Origin of the sequence: Olsenella uli, assembly GCF_901212675.1 — a bacterium.
GTDB lineage: Bacteria > Actinomycetota > Coriobacteriia > Coriobacteriales > Atopobiaceae > Parolsenella > Parolsenella uli_B.
In genome coordinates, this window is record NZ_CAAKOQ010000049.1 from 54,617 (window position 1) to 73,838 (window position 19,222).

At 67.1% G+C, this 19,222-nt stretch carries 15 protein-coding genes; all 15 read left to right on the plus strand.

Going from position 1 to position 19,222, the window contains the following annotated elements; genetic code table 11:
- Window positions 1-246: 246 nt before the first annotated feature.
- Window positions 247-678 carry a double zinc ribbon domain-containing protein gene (locus EFAMC1_RS08300; protein ID WP_154053816.1) on the plus strand — a complete coding sequence of 144 codons (432 nt, stop codon included), beginning with the start codon at window positions 247-249 and terminating at the stop codon, window positions 676-678.
- Window positions 679-1,365: 687 nt separating this feature from the next.
- Window positions 1,366-3,126 carry a threonine--tRNA ligase gene (gene thrS, locus EFAMC1_RS08305; RefSeq protein ID WP_154053817.1) on the plus strand — a complete coding sequence of 587 codons (1,761 nt, stop codon included), beginning with the start codon at window positions 1,366-1,368 and terminating at the stop codon, window positions 3,124-3,126.
- The gene (locus tag EFAMC1_RS08310) at window positions 3,127-3,477 is read left to right on the plus strand and encodes a PLP-dependent transferase (protein WP_154053818.1); all 351 of its coding nucleotides are present in this window, start codon (window positions 3,127-3,129) and stop codon (window positions 3,475-3,477) included. It abuts the gene before it with no gap.
- A gap of 305 nt (window positions 3,478-3,782) precedes the next feature.
- The gene (locus tag EFAMC1_RS08315) at window positions 3,783-4,856 is read left to right on the plus strand and encodes an aldose epimerase family protein (protein WP_154053819.1); all 1,074 of its coding nucleotides are present in this window, start codon (window positions 3,783-3,785) and stop codon (window positions 4,854-4,856) included.
- A 60-nt stretch (window positions 4,857-4,916) separates the two neighbouring features.
- A complete protein-coding gene (locus EFAMC1_RS08320; RefSeq protein ID WP_154053820.1) occupies window positions 4,917-6,140 on the plus strand; it encodes a galactokinase in 1,224 nt (407 codons plus the stop codon).
- Complete coding sequence (locus tag EFAMC1_RS08325) at window positions 6,131-7,786, plus strand: UDP-glucose--hexose-1-phosphate uridylyltransferase (RefSeq protein ID WP_154053821.1); 1,656 nt, start codon at window positions 6,131-6,133, stop codon at window positions 7,784-7,786. The genes EFAMC1_RS08320 and EFAMC1_RS08325 overlap by 10 nt, the downstream gene beginning before the upstream one ends.
- A 157-nt stretch (window positions 7,787-7,943) precedes the next feature.
- Window positions 7,944-8,975 carry a LacI family DNA-binding transcriptional regulator gene (locus tag EFAMC1_RS08330; protein ID WP_261981831.1) on the plus strand — a complete coding sequence of 344 codons (1,032 nt, stop codon included), beginning with the start codon at window positions 7,944-7,946 and terminating at the stop codon, window positions 8,973-8,975.
- 522 nt (window positions 8,976-9,497) lie between these two features.
- Complete coding sequence (locus tag EFAMC1_RS08335; protein ID WP_154053822.1) at window positions 9,498-10,793, plus strand: substrate-binding domain-containing protein; 1,296 nt, start codon at window positions 9,498-9,500, stop codon at window positions 10,791-10,793.
- 134 nt (window positions 10,794-10,927) lie between these two features.
- The gene (locus tag EFAMC1_RS08340; protein ID WP_154053823.1) at window positions 10,928-12,436 is read left to right on the plus strand and encodes a sugar ABC transporter ATP-binding protein; all 1,509 of its coding nucleotides are present in this window, start codon (window positions 10,928-10,930) and stop codon (window positions 12,434-12,436) included.
- Between the two features lie 18 nt (window positions 12,437-12,454).
- Window positions 12,455-14,107, plus strand: coding sequence for an ABC transporter permease subunit (locus EFAMC1_RS08345; protein WP_222838691.1), 1,653 nt, complete (start codon window positions 12,455-12,457; stop codon window positions 14,105-14,107).
- Window positions 14,108-14,532: 425 nt separating this feature from the next.
- On the plus strand, window positions 14,533-15,738 hold the full coding sequence (gene dltB / locus EFAMC1_RS08350) for a D-alanyl-lipoteichoic acid biosynthesis protein DltB (protein ID WP_154053825.1): 1,206 nt from the start codon (window positions 14,533-14,535) through the stop codon (window positions 15,736-15,738).
- The gene (dltC, locus tag EFAMC1_RS08355) at window positions 15,731-15,988 is read left to right on the plus strand and encodes a D-alanine--poly(phosphoribitol) ligase subunit DltC (RefSeq protein WP_154053826.1); all 258 of its coding nucleotides are present in this window, start codon (window positions 15,731-15,733) and stop codon (window positions 15,986-15,988) included. Before dltB ends, dltC begins: the two co-directional genes overlap by 8 nt.
- Before the next feature lie 2 nt (window positions 15,989-15,990).
- Window positions 15,991-17,313: a D-alanyl-lipoteichoic acid biosynthesis protein DltD gene (locus tag EFAMC1_RS08360; RefSeq protein ID WP_154053827.1), complete on the plus strand. Its 1,323-nt coding sequence runs from the start codon at window positions 15,991-15,993 to the stop codon at window positions 17,311-17,313.
- A 4-nt stretch (window positions 17,314-17,317) separates the two neighbouring features.
- Window positions 17,318-17,455 carry a hypothetical protein gene (locus EFAMC1_RS08365; protein WP_187324616.1) on the plus strand — a complete coding sequence of 46 codons (138 nt, stop codon included), beginning with the start codon at window positions 17,318-17,320 and terminating at the stop codon, window positions 17,453-17,455.
- 86 nt (window positions 17,456-17,541) lie between these two features.
- Window positions 17,542-19,113 (plus strand): amino acid adenylation domain-containing protein, encoded by a 1,572-nt coding sequence (locus tag EFAMC1_RS08370; protein ID WP_187324617.1) that lies wholly within the window; start codon window positions 17,542-17,544, stop codon window positions 19,111-19,113.
- Window positions 19,114-19,222: the final 109 nt, after the last annotated feature.

Sequence of the window (19,222 nt, forward strand, 5' to 3'; positions counted from 1 at the left end):
GGTCCTCGAAGAACCCCAGGCAGCGCCCCACGAACGCGGCGTAGGTCCCCTTCCTCTCGTCGGGCAGCAGCTCGGCGTAGGAGACCCGGCTCTTGTCGTCGACCGCGACGTGGAGGCACGACGTCCCCGCGCCGCGCGTCGGGGTCGTGTCGCTTGCGAGGATTACAAGGTGGCCTTCTGGCCCGTGTGGGCACCTGCTACAATCCTGACCGTTGACCTATTGCCTTCAAAGGAGTGCGGCCCCACATGCAGGACATTCTTGACCAGATCATCACCCCCGAGGTGCGCATGGTGCTCTACCTCATGCTCGCCTGCGTCGTCATGCTGTACGTGCTCTCCATCGTCTATGTCATCCGCGACGCCCAGCGCCGCGGCGCCGAGCCGTGGTGGCTCTGGGCGATCATCTCGGTCATCCCCATCGTGGGCCTGCTCGCCTACGTCATCCTGCGCCCAAGCTCCTACCTGGTGGACCGCGAGGAGCAGGACCTCGACATCGCCCTGCGCGAGCACCAGCTCTCCCACTACGGCATCTGCCCCAAGTGCGGCACGCCGATCGACAAGGACTTCATCGTCTGCCCCAACTGCAACACGCAGGTGCGCAACGTCTGTCCCACCTGTCACCGTCCGCTCAACGCCGACTGGAAGGTCTGCCCCTACTGCCGCACCCGCATCCAGTAGTCGCTGTCACACTTCCTTCCGTATGATTTGTCACATCGGGCCGTCCCGCAGACCATGCGAGGCGGCTCGTTTGCTCAGTTGCCGCTTGCCAGTTGGTCGCTGGCTGCCGGTCGGCCGCCGCAAGTCAGTTGGCCGTCGCCTGCTGGCCAGCCGTCGCCCGCCTCGGGACAACCAGCCACGGGGCCGTCTCCAGCTGACGCGCGGTCGACGCGTGTCCGCCGGCTGGCCTCTCCAGCGCCCATCATCTCGCGGCGATTTCGCTGCGATGGGGCACCGTGGGCGACCTCTCGGGTGATTTGTGGTAAACCTATGCAAGCACTATTCCGCGAAAGGTCGGGTTTATGTTCCTAGCGTGCATGCAAGTTGCCACGGGTGCCAACGGCACCGCCCAAGCTGCCAGCCCAACCACGCGAACCCAGACTATCTAGGCGTCTGCCGCGGCCGCGCGCTCGGTCGCTGACAGGCGCCTTTTCCGTGCGACGGTACCGCCGTCGCTTCCCGTTCGGCCGTCTCGGCCCGCCTGCCCGGACAAGCCGCACGCTCCGCTCTCGCAGGGACCCCCGTGCCGCGCCCGACGACGCAGACCGCCCCGCCACCGCCGACCGCCCCGCCACCGCCGACCGCCCGAACGTCCATCCATCGGTTCCAAGCTCGCAAGCCTACGAGCGTCAAGAAAGAGGTCCATCCATGAAGGTTCTCTACAACGACGGCCATGTGGCCGAGTGCCCGGCTGACGAGGAGCTCCACGTCATCCGCCACTCAGCCGCCCACATCATGGCGCAGGCCATCAAGCGCCTGTACCCCGAGGCGGACTTTGCCTATGGCCCCGCCACCGACAACGGCTTCTACTATGACGTCGACCTCGGCGACAAGAAGATCAGCGAGGACGACTTCCCCGCGATCGAGGCCGAGATGAAGAAGATCTGCAAGGAGAACCTGCAGTTCAAGACCTTCGAGCTCTCGCGCGAGGACGCCAAGAAGCTCATGGCAGAGCGCAACGAGAAGTACAAGCTCGAGCACATCGGCGACCTGCCCGAGGACGCCCGCATCACGTTCTACCAGCAGGGCGAGTACATCGACATGTGCGTGGGCCCGCACCTCACCTACACCAAGGCCCTCAAGGCCTTCAAGCTCACCGGTGTCTCTGGCGCCTACTGGAAGGGCGACAAGGACAACAAGATGCTCACGCGCATCAACGGCATCGCCTTCGGCTCCAAGGAGGCGCTCGAGGAGCACCTGAAGATGCTTGAGGAGGCCGCACGCCGCGACCACCGCAAGATCGGCAAGGAGATGGAGCTCTTCATGATGGACGACGCCGGCCCGGGCTTCCCGTTCTGGCTGCCCAACGGCATGATCGTCCGCAACTCCCTCATGAACTACTGGCACGAGATGCAGGCCAAGTTCGGCTACGAGGAGGTCCAGACGCCGGTCATCCTCTCCCGCACCCTGTGGGAGACCTCTGGCCACTGGGACCACTACAAGGCCAACATGTACACGACGAAGATCGACGAGGAAGACTACGCGATCAAGCCGATGAACTGCCCCGGCGCATGCCTCATCTACAAGCACAAGCCGCGCAGCTATCGCGATCTGCCGCTCAAGCTCGCCGAGGCCGGCCTTGACCACCGTCACGAGCTCAAGGGCGCCCTGCACGGCCTGTTCCGCGTCCGCGAGTTCACGCAGGACGACGCGCACCTCTTCATCCGCCCGGACCAGATCACCGAGCAGGTCACGGACGTCGCGCACCTCATCACGGCCTACTACGCGCAGTTTGGCTTCCCGTACCGCGTCGAGCTCTCCACGCGCCCCGAGGACTCCATGGGCTCCGACGAGGACTGGGAGCGCGCCGAGGCCGGCCTGAAGGCCGCGCTCGAGGCCATGGGCGTCGAGTACACCATCAACGAGGGCGATGGCGCCTTCTACGGCCCCAAGATCGACTTCCACCTGCAGGATTGCCTCGGCCGTACCTGGCAGTGCGGCACGATCCAGCTCGACTTCCAGCTCCCGCACAACTTCCAGCTGGAGTACACGGACGCAGACGGCACCAAGAAGCAGCCGATCATGATTCACCGTGCGGGCTTCGGCTCGTTCGAGCGCTTCATTGGCATGCTCACCGAGGAGTACGCAGGCAAGTTCCCGACGTGGCTCTCGCCGCTCCAAGTCAAGGTGCTTCCCGTGTCCGAGAAGACCCGCGACTACGCCGAGCAGGTCGCCGACAGGCTCCGCGCTGCCAAGGTGCGCGTCAAGGTCGATGACCGCGACGAGAAGATCGGCTACAAGATTCGCGAGGCCCGCTCCATCGACCGTGTGCCCTACATGCTCATCATCGGCGAGAAGGAGGCCGAGGCGGGCAATATCTCCGTGCGCGACCGCTCCAACGAGACCGTCCAACGCGACCTCGACGAGTTCGTGGCCGACATCACGGCAGAGATTGCCGAGCGCCGCTAGGTGGCGGACGCTCGATACGGCAGCGGGCTGGTGCCGGGGGGCGCCGGTGCCGGCCCGCTGCCAAGCCTTGAGGCGCTCGGGGCCCTCTCTCGCGAGATGGGCTCCGAGCGTTGGCGTCTGTGCTCGGACGTGGCGCAGGTGGTGGCGAGCTACCTTGCGTGCCACCCGCGCGTGGCTCGCGTGCGCTACCCGGGCCTTCGCGAGGACGCGCTGTACGGTCGTGCGTCGTGTGAGCTGGTGGGCGGGTTTGGGCCCATCGTCTGCTACGAGGACGCTGCCACGGGGGAGTGGCACACGCTCGACCTCACCGACGAGACCGACGCACGCGCCGTCATCGCTCGGCTTGGGTGAGCATGCATGTTGCATCCCCGTCTTGCTTCCTGGCCCTACGGGCGGGCGGCGAGGCGGGGATGTCTCCGTTTTGCCCGGCGCCCCAGAATGGTGCAAAACGAACCCGTCCCCAATTGAATGGTGCAAAACGAACCCGTCCCCAATTGCACCAAATTGCACTCCCGACTGGTGCGAGTACCGTTCGGGTGGATTTAGCGACCGCTTGTGAGTACGTCATTCATAGAACGTGTGAGTACGTTAACATGTGCAGCTGGTAGCGTCTGCGGGCAGACGTGGACGCGCCGCCCGGGCGAAAAGGGGCTGCGATGCATGACATGGCGGAATTCGGGATGTTGCCGACGGGGGACGTGGCACACGTCTACACCCTCGCGACGGGCTGCGCCACCGCTCGCATAGGCGACTTCGGGGCCACGCTGCTGGGGCTCGACGTGCCCGACGCGCGCGGCAACCTCGCGGACGTGGTGCTGGGGTTCGCGGGCCTCGACGGCTACGCGGGAGAGAACGGTGCCTGCTACGGGGCCACGGTGGGGCCGGTCGCCAACCGCACCGCCGGCGGACAGATAGAGGTCGCGGGCACCACCTACCAGCTCGCCAGAAACGAGCACGGCACCAACAACCTGCACTCCGACCTCGACCATGGCCTCCACAAGCGCCTCTGGAGCCTCGAGTCGCTCGAGACCACGCCCGAGGGCACCGAGCGCCTCACGCTCTCCTGCGAGCTTGCCCCTCTCGAGCTGGGCCTCCCGGGCAACCGTCGGTTCCTGGCTACCTACGAGCTTTCGGAGCCGTCCACCCTCACGCTCACCTACCTCGTGGAGACCGACGCGCCCACGTTTGTGAACGTAACCAACCACACCTACCTCAACCTTTCCGGCCATGCCTCGGGCTTGGTGGACGCCCAGGTGGTCCGGGCCGACGCCACGCGCTTCGTCCCCGTGGGCGACGCGCTCATCCCCACCGGCGAGCTTGCCCCCGTGGCCGGCACGCCCTTCGACTTCACCGAGCCGCACGCCCTCGGCGAGCGCGTCGAGGCCGACTGCGACCAGATTCGCTACGCCCGAGGCTACGACCACTGCCTCTGCATCGACGGCTACGAGCCCGGCGCCGCCCCTCGCCACGCCCTCACGGCTACGGACCCCGCGAGCGGTCGCGTCCTCGACGTCCTCGTCACCGACCCGGGGGCGCAGCTCTACACGGGCAACTGGCTGGGCGACCGCGACGCCAAGGACGGCGCCGACTACAGCCCCCGCGCGGGCTTTGCCGTTGAGCCGGAGTTCTACCCGGACTGCGCGCACCACGAGGCGTGGCCGCAGCCCGTCTGCGACCCCGAACACCCCTTCGTCTCGACCATCGTCTACCGCTTCTCGACCGAGGGGTAGGGCAGAGGCAACACGCAAGCCGCGCGACGCAAGCCGCGCGCCGGATAAAGGAGGCCATCCATGGCACAGGAGATCACCGGCGTCGACCAGAGACGCCTCGACGGGGTACGGGCCCTCTTCGAGGAGCACTTCGGCCCGCTGGCGGACAGGCGCGCGCTCGTGGCCGTGGCCCCGGGCCGCTCCGAGATCGCGGGCAACCACACCGACCACGAGGGCGGTCACGTTATCGCCGGCGCGCTCGACGTGTCGGTCATCGCGGTGGCCTCGCCCAACGGCACCAACGTCGTGCGCGTCATCGACCCGGCGTTCCCGCCTTTCGAGGTCACGCTCGACAGCCTCGACGCGCGCGAGGACGAGCACGTCACCTCGGCGGGCATCGGGCGCGGCATGGCGGCCGCCATCGCCGCCACGGGCCGCGAGCCGGCGGGCTTCGACCTCGCGAGCACGTCCAACATCCCGGCCGGTGGCGGGCTCTCGTCCTCGGCCGCGGTCGAGGCGCTCTACGGCCGCGTCATGGAGCTGCTCTGGGACAAGCCGGGCGCCGAGGCCGTCACGCCCGTCGAACTCGCCAAGATGGGGCAGCGCACGGAGAACGTCTACTTCGGCAAGCCCTGCGGCCTCATGGACCAGCTCTCGGTCTGCCTCGGCGGCCTTGCGTTCATGAGCTTCGAGGACAGTGCCGAGCCCACGAGCGCCAAGCTCGCCTTCGACTTCGACGCCGCTGGCTACGGCCTCGTGCTCGTCGACGTTGGCTGCGACCACGCGCCCTTCACCGCAGACTACGCCGCCGTGCCCGTGGAGATGCAGGCCGTGGCGCGCGAGCTCGGCCACGAGCGCCTCTGCGAGGTCCCCAAGGCCGACTTCGACGCCCACATCCCCGAGATCCGCGAGAAGCTCGGCGACCGCGCCCTCGTGCGCGCCATACACTACTGGTACGAGAACGACCTCGTCGACCGCCGCTGGGACGCGCTCAACGCGCGCGACATCGACGCCTTCCTGCGCCTCACGCGCGAGTCGGGGGCGAGCTCGGGCATGTTCCTGCAGAACGTCTCGACGGGCGGCGACTTCCAGCCCGCCATGGCGGCCCTCGGCATGGCCGAGCACATCCTCGACGGCCGCGGTGCCATCCGCATCCACGGCGGCGGGTTCGGCGGCTCTATCCAGTGCTTCGTGCCCACCGACGCGCTCGACGGCTTCATCTCCCAGATGGATGCCTGGCTCGGGCAGGGGAGCTGCCGCCACTACCACATCGCCGAAGAGGGGGCGAGGGCCGCATGGCTCTAGCAGAGGACATTTGCGCGCTTGTCGACTACGCCTGCGACCGCGACCTGATTGGCAGCGAGGACAGGGTCTGGGCCTACAACTCGGTGCTCGAGGCCGTGGGCGCAACCGGCCCCGCCCCTGCCGAGGCGTGGCTCGCAGACGACCGCTACCCGGTGCTTCCCGTGGGCGTCGCCAAGTACGGCAGCGACGACCCCGACGCGGCCCAGCCCTACGAGGGCGCCGCCTGCTCGGTGCCGCCTGCCCCGTTCGACCTCGAGGGCACGCTCGCGCGCCTCTCGGAGGAGGCCGTCGCGAACGGTGAGGCCGAGGACACCGCCTCCGGGCGCGACCGCGCGGCCATGCGGGTGATGGGGCTGCTCACGCCCCGCCCCTCCGAGGTGGCGCTCGCCTTCGACGACGCCCTCGCGAGCCAGGGGCCGCGCGTGGCCACGAGTTGGTTCTATGACCTGTGCTGCAACGTCGGCTACGTGCGCCGCGCCGCCATCGCGCGCAACATCGCCTGGGAGACGCCCACACGCTGGGGCAGCCTCGAGATCACGATCAACCGCTCCAAGCCCGAGAAGGACCCGCGCGACATCGCCCGTGCCGGCGCCGCCACTAACACGGGCGAGAAGTACCCGGCCTGCCAGCTCTGCGTCGAGAACGAGGGCTACCCGGGTCGCTCGGCCCAGGCCGCGGGCGGCGCGCACCCGGCGCGCCAGAACCTGCGCATCGTGCCCATCGAGCTCGGCGGCGAGCGCTGGGGCCTGCAGTACAGCCCCTACGCCTACTTCAACGAGCACTGCATCGCGATGAGCGTGCATCACCGCCACATGCACGTCGACCGCAAGGCCGTCTCGTGCCTGCTCGACTTTGTGGACTTGCTGCCGCAGTACTTCATTGGCTCCAACGCCGACCTGCCTGTGGTGGGCGGCTCGATCCTGTCGCACGACCACTTCCAGGGCGGCGCCCACGAGTTCGCGATGATGCACGCGGCGGTGTCCGAGACGTTTGCGCTCGAGGCGTTCCCGGGCGTGTCGGCGGCGGTGCTCGAGTGGCCGATGAGCGTGCTGCGCCTGCGCTCCGACAGCCGCGAGGAGCTGCTCGACGCCTGCGTGCACGTGATCGACGCCTGGCGCGGCTGGACCGACGAGTCAGTGGGCGTGATCGCGCACGACGCGGACGGCACGCCGCACAACACGGTGACGCCGGTGGTGCGGCGCGTCGACAGCGAGGGGCACACGGGCGGGCCCACCTACGAGGCCTTCCTGGCGCTTCGCTGCAACGTGGCGAGCGCCGAGCACCCGCTGGGCGTGTTTCACCCCCACGAGCAGTGGCACCACATCAAGAAGGAGAACATCGGCCTCATCGAGGTCATGGGCCTCGCCATCCTACCGCCGCGCCTCGTGAGCGAGCTGGGCGCCGTGCGCGAGCACCTGCTCACGGGTGAGCTCGACGCGCTCGAGTCCGACCCGCTCTCGGCGCCGCACGCTGCGTGGGCGCGCGAGGTGGCGGCCCGCCATCCCGAGCTCACGGCCGACAATGCCGAGGCCACGATTCGCGACGAGGTGGGCCACGTCTTCGGCCACGTCCTCGAGGACGCGGGCGTGTTCAAGTGGGATGAGGCGGGGCGTGCCGCCCAGCGCAGGTTCGTGGCATCGCTGTAGGGCGCGGGGCCGGGGCGACGCGCTCGCCTCGGCCGGCTTGGGTGCCCGGGGCCGGCCGGTATGGCCCTGCCTGGGGCGCACCTGCTGGCGCGGCTTTGCCTCGCTCGTATATGTGTGCAGGTAGGCAAGGGTATCGGCGGGAGAGGGGAGCGGTGCCATGGCAAGGACATCGGGCTCGGGGGGGAAGGATTCCCGCGAGACGCACCGCACCGCCTCGATGGCCGACGTCGCGCGCGAGGCGGGCGTCTCCCAGCAGACGGTCTCGCGCGTGGTGAACGGCCAGCCCAACGTGAGCGACCTCACGCGAAAGCGCGTGAACGACGCCATCGCCCGGCTGGGGTTTCGGCCCAACTACGCAGGTAGGACGCTGCGTGACGGGCACTACCGCACGGTGGGGCTCTGTACCTTCGACATGACGCAGGTGGGAAACCTGTCCACGTTCGAGGGCGTGGTGATGGCCGCGCGCGAGAAGGGCTACGCGGTCACGATGATCGGGATGGGGCCCGAGATGGCGCCCTACTCGGTCTCCTACGCCACGCGCCGGCTGGGGGAGCTGCCAGTCGACGGGGCCATCATCAACCTCAACATCCTGCCCGAGGACTTCGAGGAGTACACGCCGCTCGCCGGGCTCAACACGGTGCTCGTCACCATGTACGCGCACCCGCGCTGCACCACGGTCGACTCCGACCAGTACGGCTGCTCGCTGCTCGTGATGAACTACCTGCGCGCGCTCGGTCACGAGCAGATTCGCTACATCGGGGGCCCGTCGTACCACTCGCACTCCGCGTTTCGCGAGGCGGGCTGGAAGGATGAGCTGGAGAAGGCCGGCATCGAGGCGCGAGAGCCCCTGCGCGGCGACTGGACGGCCGACAGCGGCTACTTCGCGGGGGCGAAGCTTGCCCGCGACCACGAGATGACGGCCATCTACGCGGCGAACGACCAAATGGCGCTGGGCGCGATCACGGCGCTGCGCGACGCCGGCATCCGCGTGCCGGAGGACGTGAGCGTGGTGGGGGTGGACGACTCGCTCGAGGGCATGGTGCCGCACAACGGGCTCACGACAATTCGCTTCGACCAGCGCGAGCGCGGGCGCATCCTGTTCAACCGGGCAATCAACGGCGGGCCCATCGAGGCCATTCGCATCCCCGGCGAGCTCGTCAAGCGCGCCACCGTCACCACCCGCCGCTAGGGGAGTCGCCGGCGCGACGCGCGTGGGTGCGCGTCTCGAGCGACGTGTCTCTCGCACGTTCTCTTGTACGTGCTGACAGCTGCCACGGATATACGTATTTGCTTGTCGCATTTGCGCGCAAATACGTATATTCGTGGCAGCTGTGTCATGCCGACTCACAGCAAACACGCATCTGCGTATGTGCGGGTAGCAAATGCGCAAATCCGTGGCAGCTGCGGCCGCGTCCGTGCGAGGGGCGCGAGACGCGCAAACGCCGCGCGCAACGCGTCAAGGACCTCTTGTTTGCCAAACTAGCTTTCAGCAAATCTCCAGCAAACTACAAATAGATGACTCCCGAAACGTGGTCATCTTGCCCATGGGAGCCCAAGACAGACCGTTGACAACCTTCACATACCGTCCACCGGCTGTAACAGACCGTTCGTGAGTACGTTAACAATTCACGTCAGAAATTTCCCACCCCGCGCATAGGATTGTCTCAGTTCGAAGTCAGGCGCAATCAAGCGCCTGCGGAAGGGAGAACCCATGAAGATGTCACGTCGTCAGTTCCTCAAGTTCGCGGGCGTTGGCGCCGCCGTCGCGGGCCTTGGCCTCGTCGGCTGCGGTGGCGGTGGCGGGGACGCCGCCTCCACCGGCTCCTCCGACGCCGCCGGCGCAGCCGTCGCCAACAAGGACAAGCCGCTGGTTTGGTACAACCGCCAGCCGTCCAACTCCTCCACCGGCGAGCTTGACACTGCGGCCCTGCAGTTCAACAAGGACACCTACTACGTCGGCTTCGATGCCAACCAGGGCGGCGAGGCCGAGGGCCAGATGATCCTCGACTACCTCAAGAAGAACGCGGCAAAGCTCGACCGCAACGGCGACGGCGTGCTCGGCTACGTCCTGGCCATCGGCGACATCGGCCACAACGACTCCATCGCCCGCACCCGCGGCTGCCGCAAGGTCCTCGGCACCGGCGTCGAGAAGGACGGCAAGATCGGCTTCGAGGCCGTCTCCAACAACCTCGACGGTTCCGCCACGGTCGTCCAGGACGGCAAGCTCACGGTCGACGGCAAGGACTACATCATCCGCGAGCTCGCCTCCAAGGAGATGAAGAACTCCGCCGGCGCCACCTGGGATGCCAACACCGCAGGCGACACCCTCACCGCCTGGTCCGGCGACTTCGGCGACCAGATCGACTTCGTGGTCTCCAACAACGACGGCATGGGCATGTCGATGTTCTCCAAGTGGGCCAAGGAGGCCAAGGTGCCCGTCTTTGGCTACGACGCCAACAACGACGCGGTCGCCGCGCTTGCCGAGGGCTATGGCGGAACCATCTCCCAGCACCCGGACGTGCAGGCCTACCTCACGCTTCGCCTCATCCGCAACGCCCTTGACGGCGTCGACATCAACACCGGCATCTCCACGGCCGACGACGCGGGCAACAAGCTGGCCGCCGACGTCTACAAGTACTCCGAGTCCGACCGCTCCTACTACGCGATCAACATCCCGGTCACGGCCGACAACTACAAGGACTTCCTGGACGCCACGGTCACCTACGCCGACGCCTCCAAGCAGCTTGACGAGTCCAAGTCGCCCAAGAAGAAGGTCTGGCTCTCGGTCTACAACTCCGCCGACAACTTCCTCAACGCCACCTATGTGCCGCTGCTCAAGAAGTACCAGGAGTTCCTGAACCTCGACGTCGAGTACGTCTCCGGCGACGGCCAGAACGAGTCCAACATCACCAACCGACTCGGCAACCCCGGCGGGTACGACGCCTTTGCCATCAACATGGTGAAGACCGACAACGCCGCCTCCTACACGAGCGTCCTGTCCCAGTAAGGAAGCTCGCAAGGTGACCCAATGCGGGAGGGAGGAGGCGTCTCCTCCCTCCCGACTCATGTACGTGCAGGATAGGGCGCGAGGCCCAGTCGGGCGAGACTCGTGCAGTCGCTGAATGTTGGGAGTGTGAGAGCATGGCAGACACCCAGGACGACATCGTCCTGTCGATACGGGGCATGAGCAAGACGTTTGGCCGCAACCGCGTCCTCGACCACATCGACCTCGACGTGAGACGGGGTTCCATCATGGGCCTCATGGGCGAGAACGGCGCGGGCAAGTCCACCATGATGAAGTGCCTGTTCGGCACCTACCAGAAGGACGAGGGGTCGATCTTCCTCGACGGCAAGGAGGTGAACTTCTCCGGGCCCAAGGACGCGCTGGAGAACGGTGTGGCCATGGTGCACCAGGAGCTCAACCAGTGCCTCGACAGGAGCGTGGTCGACAACCTGTTCCTCGGCCGCTATCCCACCAACAGCCTGGGCGTGATCGACGAGGGCCGCATGCGCAAGGAGGCTGCCGACCTGTTCCGCCGCCTCGGCATGACGGTGAACCTCACGCAGCCGATGAAGAACATGAGCGTCTCGCAGCGCCAGATGTGCGAGATCGCCAAGGCCATCTCGTACAACGCCAAGGTCATCGTGCTCGACGAGCCCACCTCCTCGCTCATGGCGCAGGAGGTCGACAAGCTCTTCCAGATGATGCGCAAGCTCAAGAGCGAGGGCATCTCACTCATCTACATCTCGCACAAGATGGACGAGATCTTCGAGATCTGCGACGACGTGTCGGTGCTCCGCGACGGCAACATGGTCATGACCAAGCACACCGCCGACACCAACATGAACGAGCTCATCGCCGCCATGGTGGGCCGCTCGCTCGACAACCGCTTCCCGCCAGTCGACAACCAGCCCGGCGACACGATTCTGTCGATCCAGCACCTCTCCACGAAGTTCGCCCCCTACCTGCAAGACATCACGTTCGACGTGCGCAAGGGCGAGATCTTCGGCCTGTACGGCCTCGTGGGGGCCGGGCGCACCGAGCTGCTCGAGACGATCTTCGGCATTCGCACCCGCGCCGCCGGCCGCGTGTACTTCCGCGACCACCTCATGAACTTCGAGAGCGCGAGGGACGCGATGGAGCACGGGTTCGCCCTCATCACCGAGGAACGCAAGGCCAACGGCCTGTTCCTCAAGGGCGACCTCACGTTCAACACCACCATCGCCAACCTCAACCACTACAAGAACGGAGTGGCGCTCTCGGACCCGAAGATGACGCGGGCCACCAACAAGGAGATCAAGACCATGCGCACCAAGTGCATGGGCCCCGACGACCTCATCTCGAGCCTGTCGGGCGGCAACCAGCAGAAGGTCATCTTCGGCAAGTGGCTCGAGCGCTACCCGCAGGTCTTCCTCATGGACGAGCCCACGCGCGGCATCGACGTCGGCGCCAAGTACGAGATCTACGAGCTCATCATCGCCATGGCCAAGCGGGGGACCACGGTGATTGTCGTCTCCTCGGAGATGCCCGAGATCCTGGGCATCACGAACCGGATCGGCGTCATGTCCAACGGGCACCTCTCCGGCGTCGTGGAGACCAAGGAGACCAACCAGGAAGAGCTGCTTCGCCTCAGCGCGAAGTACCTGTAGACGAGGGGGATGGAAAACATGCCTAAGAACGGAACGGTCCTCACGGCCGAGGATGAGGCCAAGCTCCTCAAGCCGATCGACGACCGCCTGGCCGACATCCAGGCAAAGATCGACGCGCTGCGCGTCGACGGCACCAACAAGGTGGTGTCACTGCAGAGCAGCATCGACGCGACCAAGACCGACAAGCTGCTCTCCAAGGGCGAGCAGGAGAGCCTCATCAGCGGCTACAAGGCCGAGATGGAGAAGGCCAAGAAGGTCGAGAGCTCCAATAAGGCCCAGGTGGACAAGCTCATCGCCGAGGGCGAGAGCTACCTCAAGGACAACTACGAGTCCAAGTTCCTGAGCCGTGTGAAGGCGAGCTGCGTCGCCGAGCGCGAGGTGGCCAAGGCCAACTACGCCAAGCGCCTGGCCGAGCTCGAGCGCGAGCACCAGAAGAGCATCGCCGGGGTCTCCGATGAGGCGGAGATCAAGGAGGAGAAGTACGTCTTCAAGAACAAGCAGTTCGACGCCAAGGTGACCTACCAGCAGGAGCTGCAGCGCATCAAGGACCGTGAGCACGAGGCGTTCATGCACCGCTATCACCTCATCGACCTGCTCCGCATGTCGAAGTTCACGTTTGGCGAGAACCTGGCCCAGAGGTGGGAGAACTACCGCTACACGTTCAACACGCGCACGTTCCTGTTGAACAACGGCCTGTACCTCGCCATTCTCCTCGTGTTCATCGGCCTGTGCGCCGTGACGCCCATCATCAAGGGCACGCAGCTGCTCACCATGTCAAACGTGCTGAACATCCTGCAGCAGGCCTCGCCGCGCATCTTCCTGGCGCTCGGCGTCGCGGGCTTGATCCTTCAGACCGGCACCGACCTTTCGATCGGTCGTATGGTTGGCATGGGTATGGTGGCCTCGACGATCATCATGCACCAGGGTCCCAACACGGGCACCTTCTTCGGCATCCTGTTCGACTTCTCCAACATGCCGCTCATGGGCCGCGTGATCCTCGCACTGGTCGTGTGCATCGTGCTCTGCACGGTCTTCTCGGCGATAGCGGGCTTCTTCACCGCACGCTTCAAGATGCACTGGTTCATCTCGACGATGGCCAACATGCTCATCATCTTCGGCGTCATGACGTATGCCACCAAGGGCGTCTCCTTCGGCGCCATCGACCCGAAGGTCCCCGCGATGGTCACCCCCAAGATCGGCGCGTTCCCCACGATTATCCTGTGGGCCGTGGCCGCGATCATCATCGTGTGGTTCATCTGGAACAAGACCACGTTTGGCAAGGACATGTACGCGGTGGGCGGCAACCCCGAGGCCGCGAGCGTCTCCGGCATCAACGTGTTCGCCGTCTCCATCGGCGTGTTCGTCCTCGCCGGCATCCTGTACGGATTCGGCTCCTGGCTCGAGTGCATCCGCATGGTTGGCTCCGGCTCCGCCGCGTATGGCCAGGGCTGGGAGATGGACGCCATTGCGGCCTGCGTCGTGGGCGGCGTGTCGTTCACCGGCGGCATCGGCAAGATCAGCGGCGTGACGATCGGCGTGCTCATCTTCACCGCGCTGACCTACTCGCTGACGATCCTCGGCATCGACACCAACCTGCAGTTCGTGTTCTCCGGCATCATCATCCTCGCCGCCGTCACGCTGGACTGCCTCAAGTACGTCCAGAAGAAGTAGCGGGTCCTGGGCCCGTCGCTCGCGGCGGGCCCACCTTAGGGCACCACTGCCCTCGGCGGGAGTCTCCCTTCTCCCATCCCGAGGGCACATCCCCCTCCAGCGGGCGCACCGGCCATTCGGCCCGTGCGCCCGCTGCTTTGCGATTGCCCAATGGCCACGCCGCTTTGCGGCCCTTATGTTCTTTCAGCTGCCTTTATCTGTCTTGCCGCGCACGTGACAATTACTCATGCGTGATTGCAACCGAGCGCGAGCGCCGTAAGGTGTAGGCTGTCGCATGGGTAGGGAACCGTGCGTCGACCTGGCGACCTGGAGAGGCCGCTGGGAGAGCCAGATGGATTCGCGAGACGCCTCGTCGCGTCGGCCGCGCCCGGGAGGCACTCGGGTGGCGGCGGCTTGGCGAGAGACCGAAGGACGGGGGAGGGTACATGCAGCTCTACGAGGACCCGAGCTTCTTCATGCTCCTCGCGGTCGTGCTCGTGCCCGCTATCGTGCTCGGCGTGCTCGAGCGCCGCATCAAGTACTACGGAGTCGTGGTGTCGCTCGCCTTCCTGGCGCTGCTGTTCATGGGCGACTGGGTCGGCCTTGGCCTCGCGCTTGGCTACATCGTCGTGACGTTCGCGGCCACGCGCCTCGTGCTTGCCCGCACCACGTCGGACGGCAAGGGGGCGGTCACGGCCAAGGCACCGCTGCCGCTTCGCCTGCTTGCTCTCGCGTGCTGCCTCGTGCCGCTCGTCACCTATAAGGTCACGGTCTCGGCCGGCACCCCCATCCTGGGCTTCGTGGGTATCTCCTACATCACCTTCCGCGCCACGCAGACCCTGCTCGAGGTCACTGACGGCCTCATCGTCAAGATCTCGCCGCTCGACTACCTCTACTTCCTCGCGTTCTTCCCCACGTTCACCTCGGGCCCCATCGACCGCTCGCGCCGCTTTTTCGAGGATGTCGACCGCCGTCTCGGCCGAGGGGAGTATCTCGACCGCCTGGGCCGGGGCACCCTCATGTTCTGCGTGGGCCTCGTGATGGAGCTCGTCGTGGCGACCATCGCCAAGAAGCACATGGACTTCGCGGCGATCAACCTCGCGAACCCCATCGCGCCGCAGCTGGGGGCCTTCGTCTCGAGTGCCTACGCCTACGCGGTCTACCTCTACTGCGACTTCGCCGGCTACTCGCTCATGGCGCAGGGCGTGGGCCTCTCGCTGGGCGTGGACGTGCCGAGGAACTTCAACCTGCCGTTCGTCTCGCGCTCCATGCAGGAGTTCTGGGACCGCTGGAACATCACGCTCTCTCATTGGCTGCGCGACTACGCCTTCATGCGCCTCGAGCGCAGTCTGGCCCGACACCGCTGGCCGCGCTCGAGGGATGCCCGTGCCAGTGTGGGCCTCATCGCGAACATGCTGCTCATGGGCGCCTGGCACGGCATCTCGCCCATCTACCTCACCTATGGTCTCTACCACGGCGTCTTACTCGCCGTCGAGCAATGGCTGCACCGCCACTGGAGGTTCTGGCGCAAGAACCACGAGCGCCCGGTCTTCCGGGCCGTGTCTTGGTTCGTGACGCTGCAGCTCGTGGTGCTGGGACTCGCGATTTTCTCTGGTCAGCTCTTCACGTTCTTGGGAGGAATCCATGGCTAAGGACCTGGACAAGGACGAGGTGGCCCGCCGCCTCGTCGACACCATCGCCGACATCTGTGGTGACGACATCGTGCGCGAGCGTCGCGACATGGACCTCTTCGCCGAGGGCCTGCTCGACTCGATGGGCGCCATCGAGCTGCTCGTTGCCATCGAGGACGACTTCGGCGTGTCAATCGCGCCCACGGCCGTGCCGCGCGACGAGATGAACACCACCGACAAGATCGTCGCCCAGGTGCTGAAGAGGCTCTAGCGGTGGCTTCCGAGACGGACAAGGACAAGGCCGGGGCCGCGGACGAGACGGGCACCGAGGGACGGGCGGCCGCACCCAGGGGCCATGCCATCTCGCGTCGCACGGCCATCCGGCTCGCGGGCGTGGCGGCGGGCGGCGTCCTGGCGGCCGGCTTCGTGGGCTACGAGCACGCGACGGACACGCCCGAGTCGGCGCGCACCTACTCCACCCAGATGTACGAGTACATCCTGGACCGCCCCAAGTTCAAGAGTCCCGACTTCATGCTGGGCAACCGCCTCGCCGACTCCATCCTCACCTTTGGCTCGTCTGACTTCGCGACCTTCCCCGGCGAGATCTCGACCGTGCCGCGCGCGCAGTTTGGCTGGCACGACCACGGCCTTGACCTGTGGTGCATTGGCGAGGGCTACAACCAGAGCCTCTGGCACGCCGTGGCGATGGCCGCCTACTCCGAGGCCATCTCGAGGACGGCGGCCCCCGCAGACGTCATGCCCGAGGGCGTGTTCGACGCGCGCACGTCCAACAAGGCCGTGTTCGTCATCTCGCCGCAGTGGTTCTTCGAGGGCGGCGTGCCGGCCAACGCCACGCAGGCGCAGTACGGCTACGGCCTCTGGCGCCTCGCCTGCCAGAACGCCAGCGTGGACCCCGCGCGCCTCGACTACCTCGAGGGGCGCCTCAAGGCCGAGGGCATCGACGCCCGCCAGCTCGCGGCGCCGCGCCACGCCACCCTGCCCGACACCCTGAACGACTACGCCTTCGACTTCGAGGAGACCCACCGCATCAGCACGCTGCTCGACTACACCCGCAGCCACGGTGACACGATCCTGTGGCCCAAGCACCACCTCACGGCCAAGGACGGCGTGCCCGACTGGGAGGCCCTGGCCGCCCAGGCGGTAGAGGAGGGCGCGCGCCAGAGCGCCAACAACGACTTCGGCATGCTCGACTCCTTCTGGGCAGAGAAGAACGCGGACGACTTCGCGGCAGGCAAGCTGCAGGGGTTCCTCAAGAACCGCACGCTGCTCAAGGCGCCCACCGAGGACGCCGACCTCGACTGCGCGCTGGGCGTGGCGTCGGACTGCGGCCTCGACCTGCTCTGCGTGCTTTTGCCCTTCCCGGGCGACTGGGCCGACTTCGAGCAGCTCGACCGCGGCATCCGCGAGCAGCGCTACGAGCTCATCCGCGAGGCCTGTGCGAAGTGGGGCATGCGCGTTGCCGACTTCACGGGCGAGGAGTACACGCGCTACTTCATCTATGACGGCACGCACCTGGGCTGGCTTGGCTGGGTGCGCGTCGAGCAGGCCATCTACGAGTTTGCGCTGGGGGCGTGATCGAGTGAGCGACGACGCAAGGCAGCTGATCGAGGCGCTGCTCGCGGCCCTGATTGTGGTGGGGTGCGTGTTCATCGTGTGGTGGTTCGTGTTCGGCTCCGGCCTCACGGCGCCGGCCGGGTTCGTGTACGCGCAGTACTAGCGCGTATGTCCCGTCGCGTGCCCAGCCGGGATTGGCCCGGGCCGCCGCTTGCCCCAAGCACCCACTTCTTCCAGGAGGTTATTCGCATGGCTGACAAGAACGGTTTCCTCGCCGCCATCCACGCGCAGGCCGAGGCCCACCCCGGGCGCGAGTGCTGGCGAAACACGAGCGGCCGCGCGCTCACCTACGGCGAGCTCTGGGACGCGTCCGACGAGCTCGCCTGCCGCCTGCGCGAGCGCTGCCAGGGAGCGGCGGGCGGCGCGCCCCTGCTCGTCTACGGCCACAAGTCGCCACTCATGCCGGTGTGCTTTTTGGCCTGCCTCAAGAGCGGGCACGCCTACGTACCGTGCGACGCGCACGTGCCGGCCGGGCGCGTGACGAGCATCCTCTCCCAGCTTCCCGCGGCGCCCGCGCTTGCGGTGGGCGAGCTGCCGGACCTCTCGGCACTCGGCCGCGAGGTGGAGGCCATCGGCGGCGGCGAGCTCACGGCCTGCCTCGAGGCGGCGCGCCGCGGCGTCGTGCGGCGCCCGGACCCTGCCTGGGAGGTCTCGGGTGACGAGACGCAGTACATCATCTTCACCTCGGGCTCCACGGGCACGCCCAAGGGCGTCGAGGTCACGGCCGCGGACGTGGCCAACTTCATGCCGTGGGACCAGTCGCTCTTTGCCGGTGCCGCCGAGCCGCACGTCTTCCTCAACCAGGCGCTGCTCTCCTTCGACCTGTCGGTGACCGAGCTCGTTGGCGCGCTCACGACCGGCGGGCGCATCGTGGCCCTCACGGCCGACGTGACGGAGGACGCGCGCGAGCTCTTCGACGCGCTGGCCGCCTCGGAGGTCACCTGCTGGGTCTCGACGCCCACCTTCGCCTCGATCTGCCTCGCCGAGCCCGACTTCGGCCACGCCATGATGCCCGCGCTCACGCACTTCTTCTTCTGCGGCGAGCCGCTTCGCCCCGACGTGGTGCGCGGCCTTGCGGAGCGCTTCCCGGACGCCACCATCATCAACGCCTACGGCCCCACCGAGTCGACCGTGGCGGTCACGGCCATGCCGGTCACGGTGGGCCCCGACACCAAGGAGCTCTCCGTGGGCGTGCCGCGCCCGGGCACGACGCTGCTCGTGCTCGACCGCCAGACGGGTGAGCCGGTGGGGGAGGGCGAGCGCGGCGAGGTCCTCATCTGCGGCGACACGGTAGCCAAGGGCTACCTCAACCGCCCGGACAAGACGGCGGTCGCGTTCGGCGAGCGCGAGCTGGACGGCCGTGTGGTGCGCACGTATCGCACGGGCGACCTCGGCCACGTGGACGCCGAGGGCAGGCTCTGGGTCTCGGGCCGCATCGACGACCAGGTGAAGGTGCACGGCTTTCGCATCGAGCTCGGCGAGGTGGAGTGCGCCATCCAGGACGAGCCGGGCATCGAGCTCGTGGCCGTGATCGTGCGCACGCGCCACGGCATCCCTGACCGCCTCGAGGCCCACGTGGAGCTCGCCGGCGAGGCGCCTGCCGACCTCTATGTCTGGGGCAAGGCCCTGCGCGAGCGCCTCGCGCACCGTCTTCCCAGCTACATGGTGCCGCGCCGCATCGTGGTGGAAGACGAGATGCCCAAGACGCCCAACGGCAAGGTCGACCGTCGCGCCGTCATGCGCGCGGCCGGCGAGGCGTAGGGCGGCCCGCCTGCGCCACGCTGCCGTCAGCACCGGGCGCCCCGGCTGCGCGGCGCTGCCCCCCCCTCGCGCAGGGCGGCCTGCCGCCGGTTCCCCGCGCACCCCTTTG

Coding starts and splice junctions, on each gene's coding strand:
- EFAMC1_RS08300 (WP_154053816.1), top strand. CDS start 247: ATGCAGGACATTCTTGACCAGATCATCACCCCCGAGGTGCGCATGGTG.
- thrS (WP_154053817.1), top strand. CDS start 1,366: ATGAAGGTTCTCTACAACGACGGCCATGTGGCCGAGTGCCCGGCTGAC.
- EFAMC1_RS08315 (WP_154053819.1), top strand. CDS start 3,783: ATGCATGACATGGCGGAATTCGGGATGTTGCCGACGGGGGACGTGGCA.
- EFAMC1_RS08320 (WP_154053820.1), top strand. CDS start 4,917: ATGGCACAGGAGATCACCGGCGTCGACCAGAGACGCCTCGACGGGGTA.
- EFAMC1_RS08325 (WP_154053821.1), top strand. CDS start 6,131: ATGGCTCTAGCAGAGGACATTTGCGCGCTTGTCGACTACGCCTGCGAC.
- EFAMC1_RS08330 (WP_261981831.1), top strand. CDS start 7,944: ATGGCAAGGACATCGGGCTCGGGGGGGAAGGATTCCCGCGAGACGCAC.
- EFAMC1_RS08335 (WP_154053822.1), top strand. CDS start 9,498: ATGAAGATGTCACGTCGTCAGTTCCTCAAGTTCGCGGGCGTTGGCGCC.
- EFAMC1_RS08340 (WP_154053823.1), top strand. CDS start 10,928: ATGGCAGACACCCAGGACGACATCGTCCTGTCGATACGGGGCATGAGC.
- EFAMC1_RS08345 (WP_222838691.1), top strand. CDS start 12,455: ATGCCTAAGAACGGAACGGTCCTCACGGCCGAGGATGAGGCCAAGCTC.
- dltB (WP_154053825.1), top strand. CDS start 14,533: ATGCAGCTCTACGAGGACCCGAGCTTCTTCATGCTCCTCGCGGTCGTG.
- dltC (WP_154053826.1), top strand. CDS start 15,731: ATGGCTAAGGACCTGGACAAGGACGAGGTGGCCCGCCGCCTCGTCGAC.
- EFAMC1_RS08370 (WP_187324617.1), top strand. CDS start 17,542: ATGGCTGACAAGAACGGTTTCCTCGCCGCCATCCACGCGCAGGCCGAG.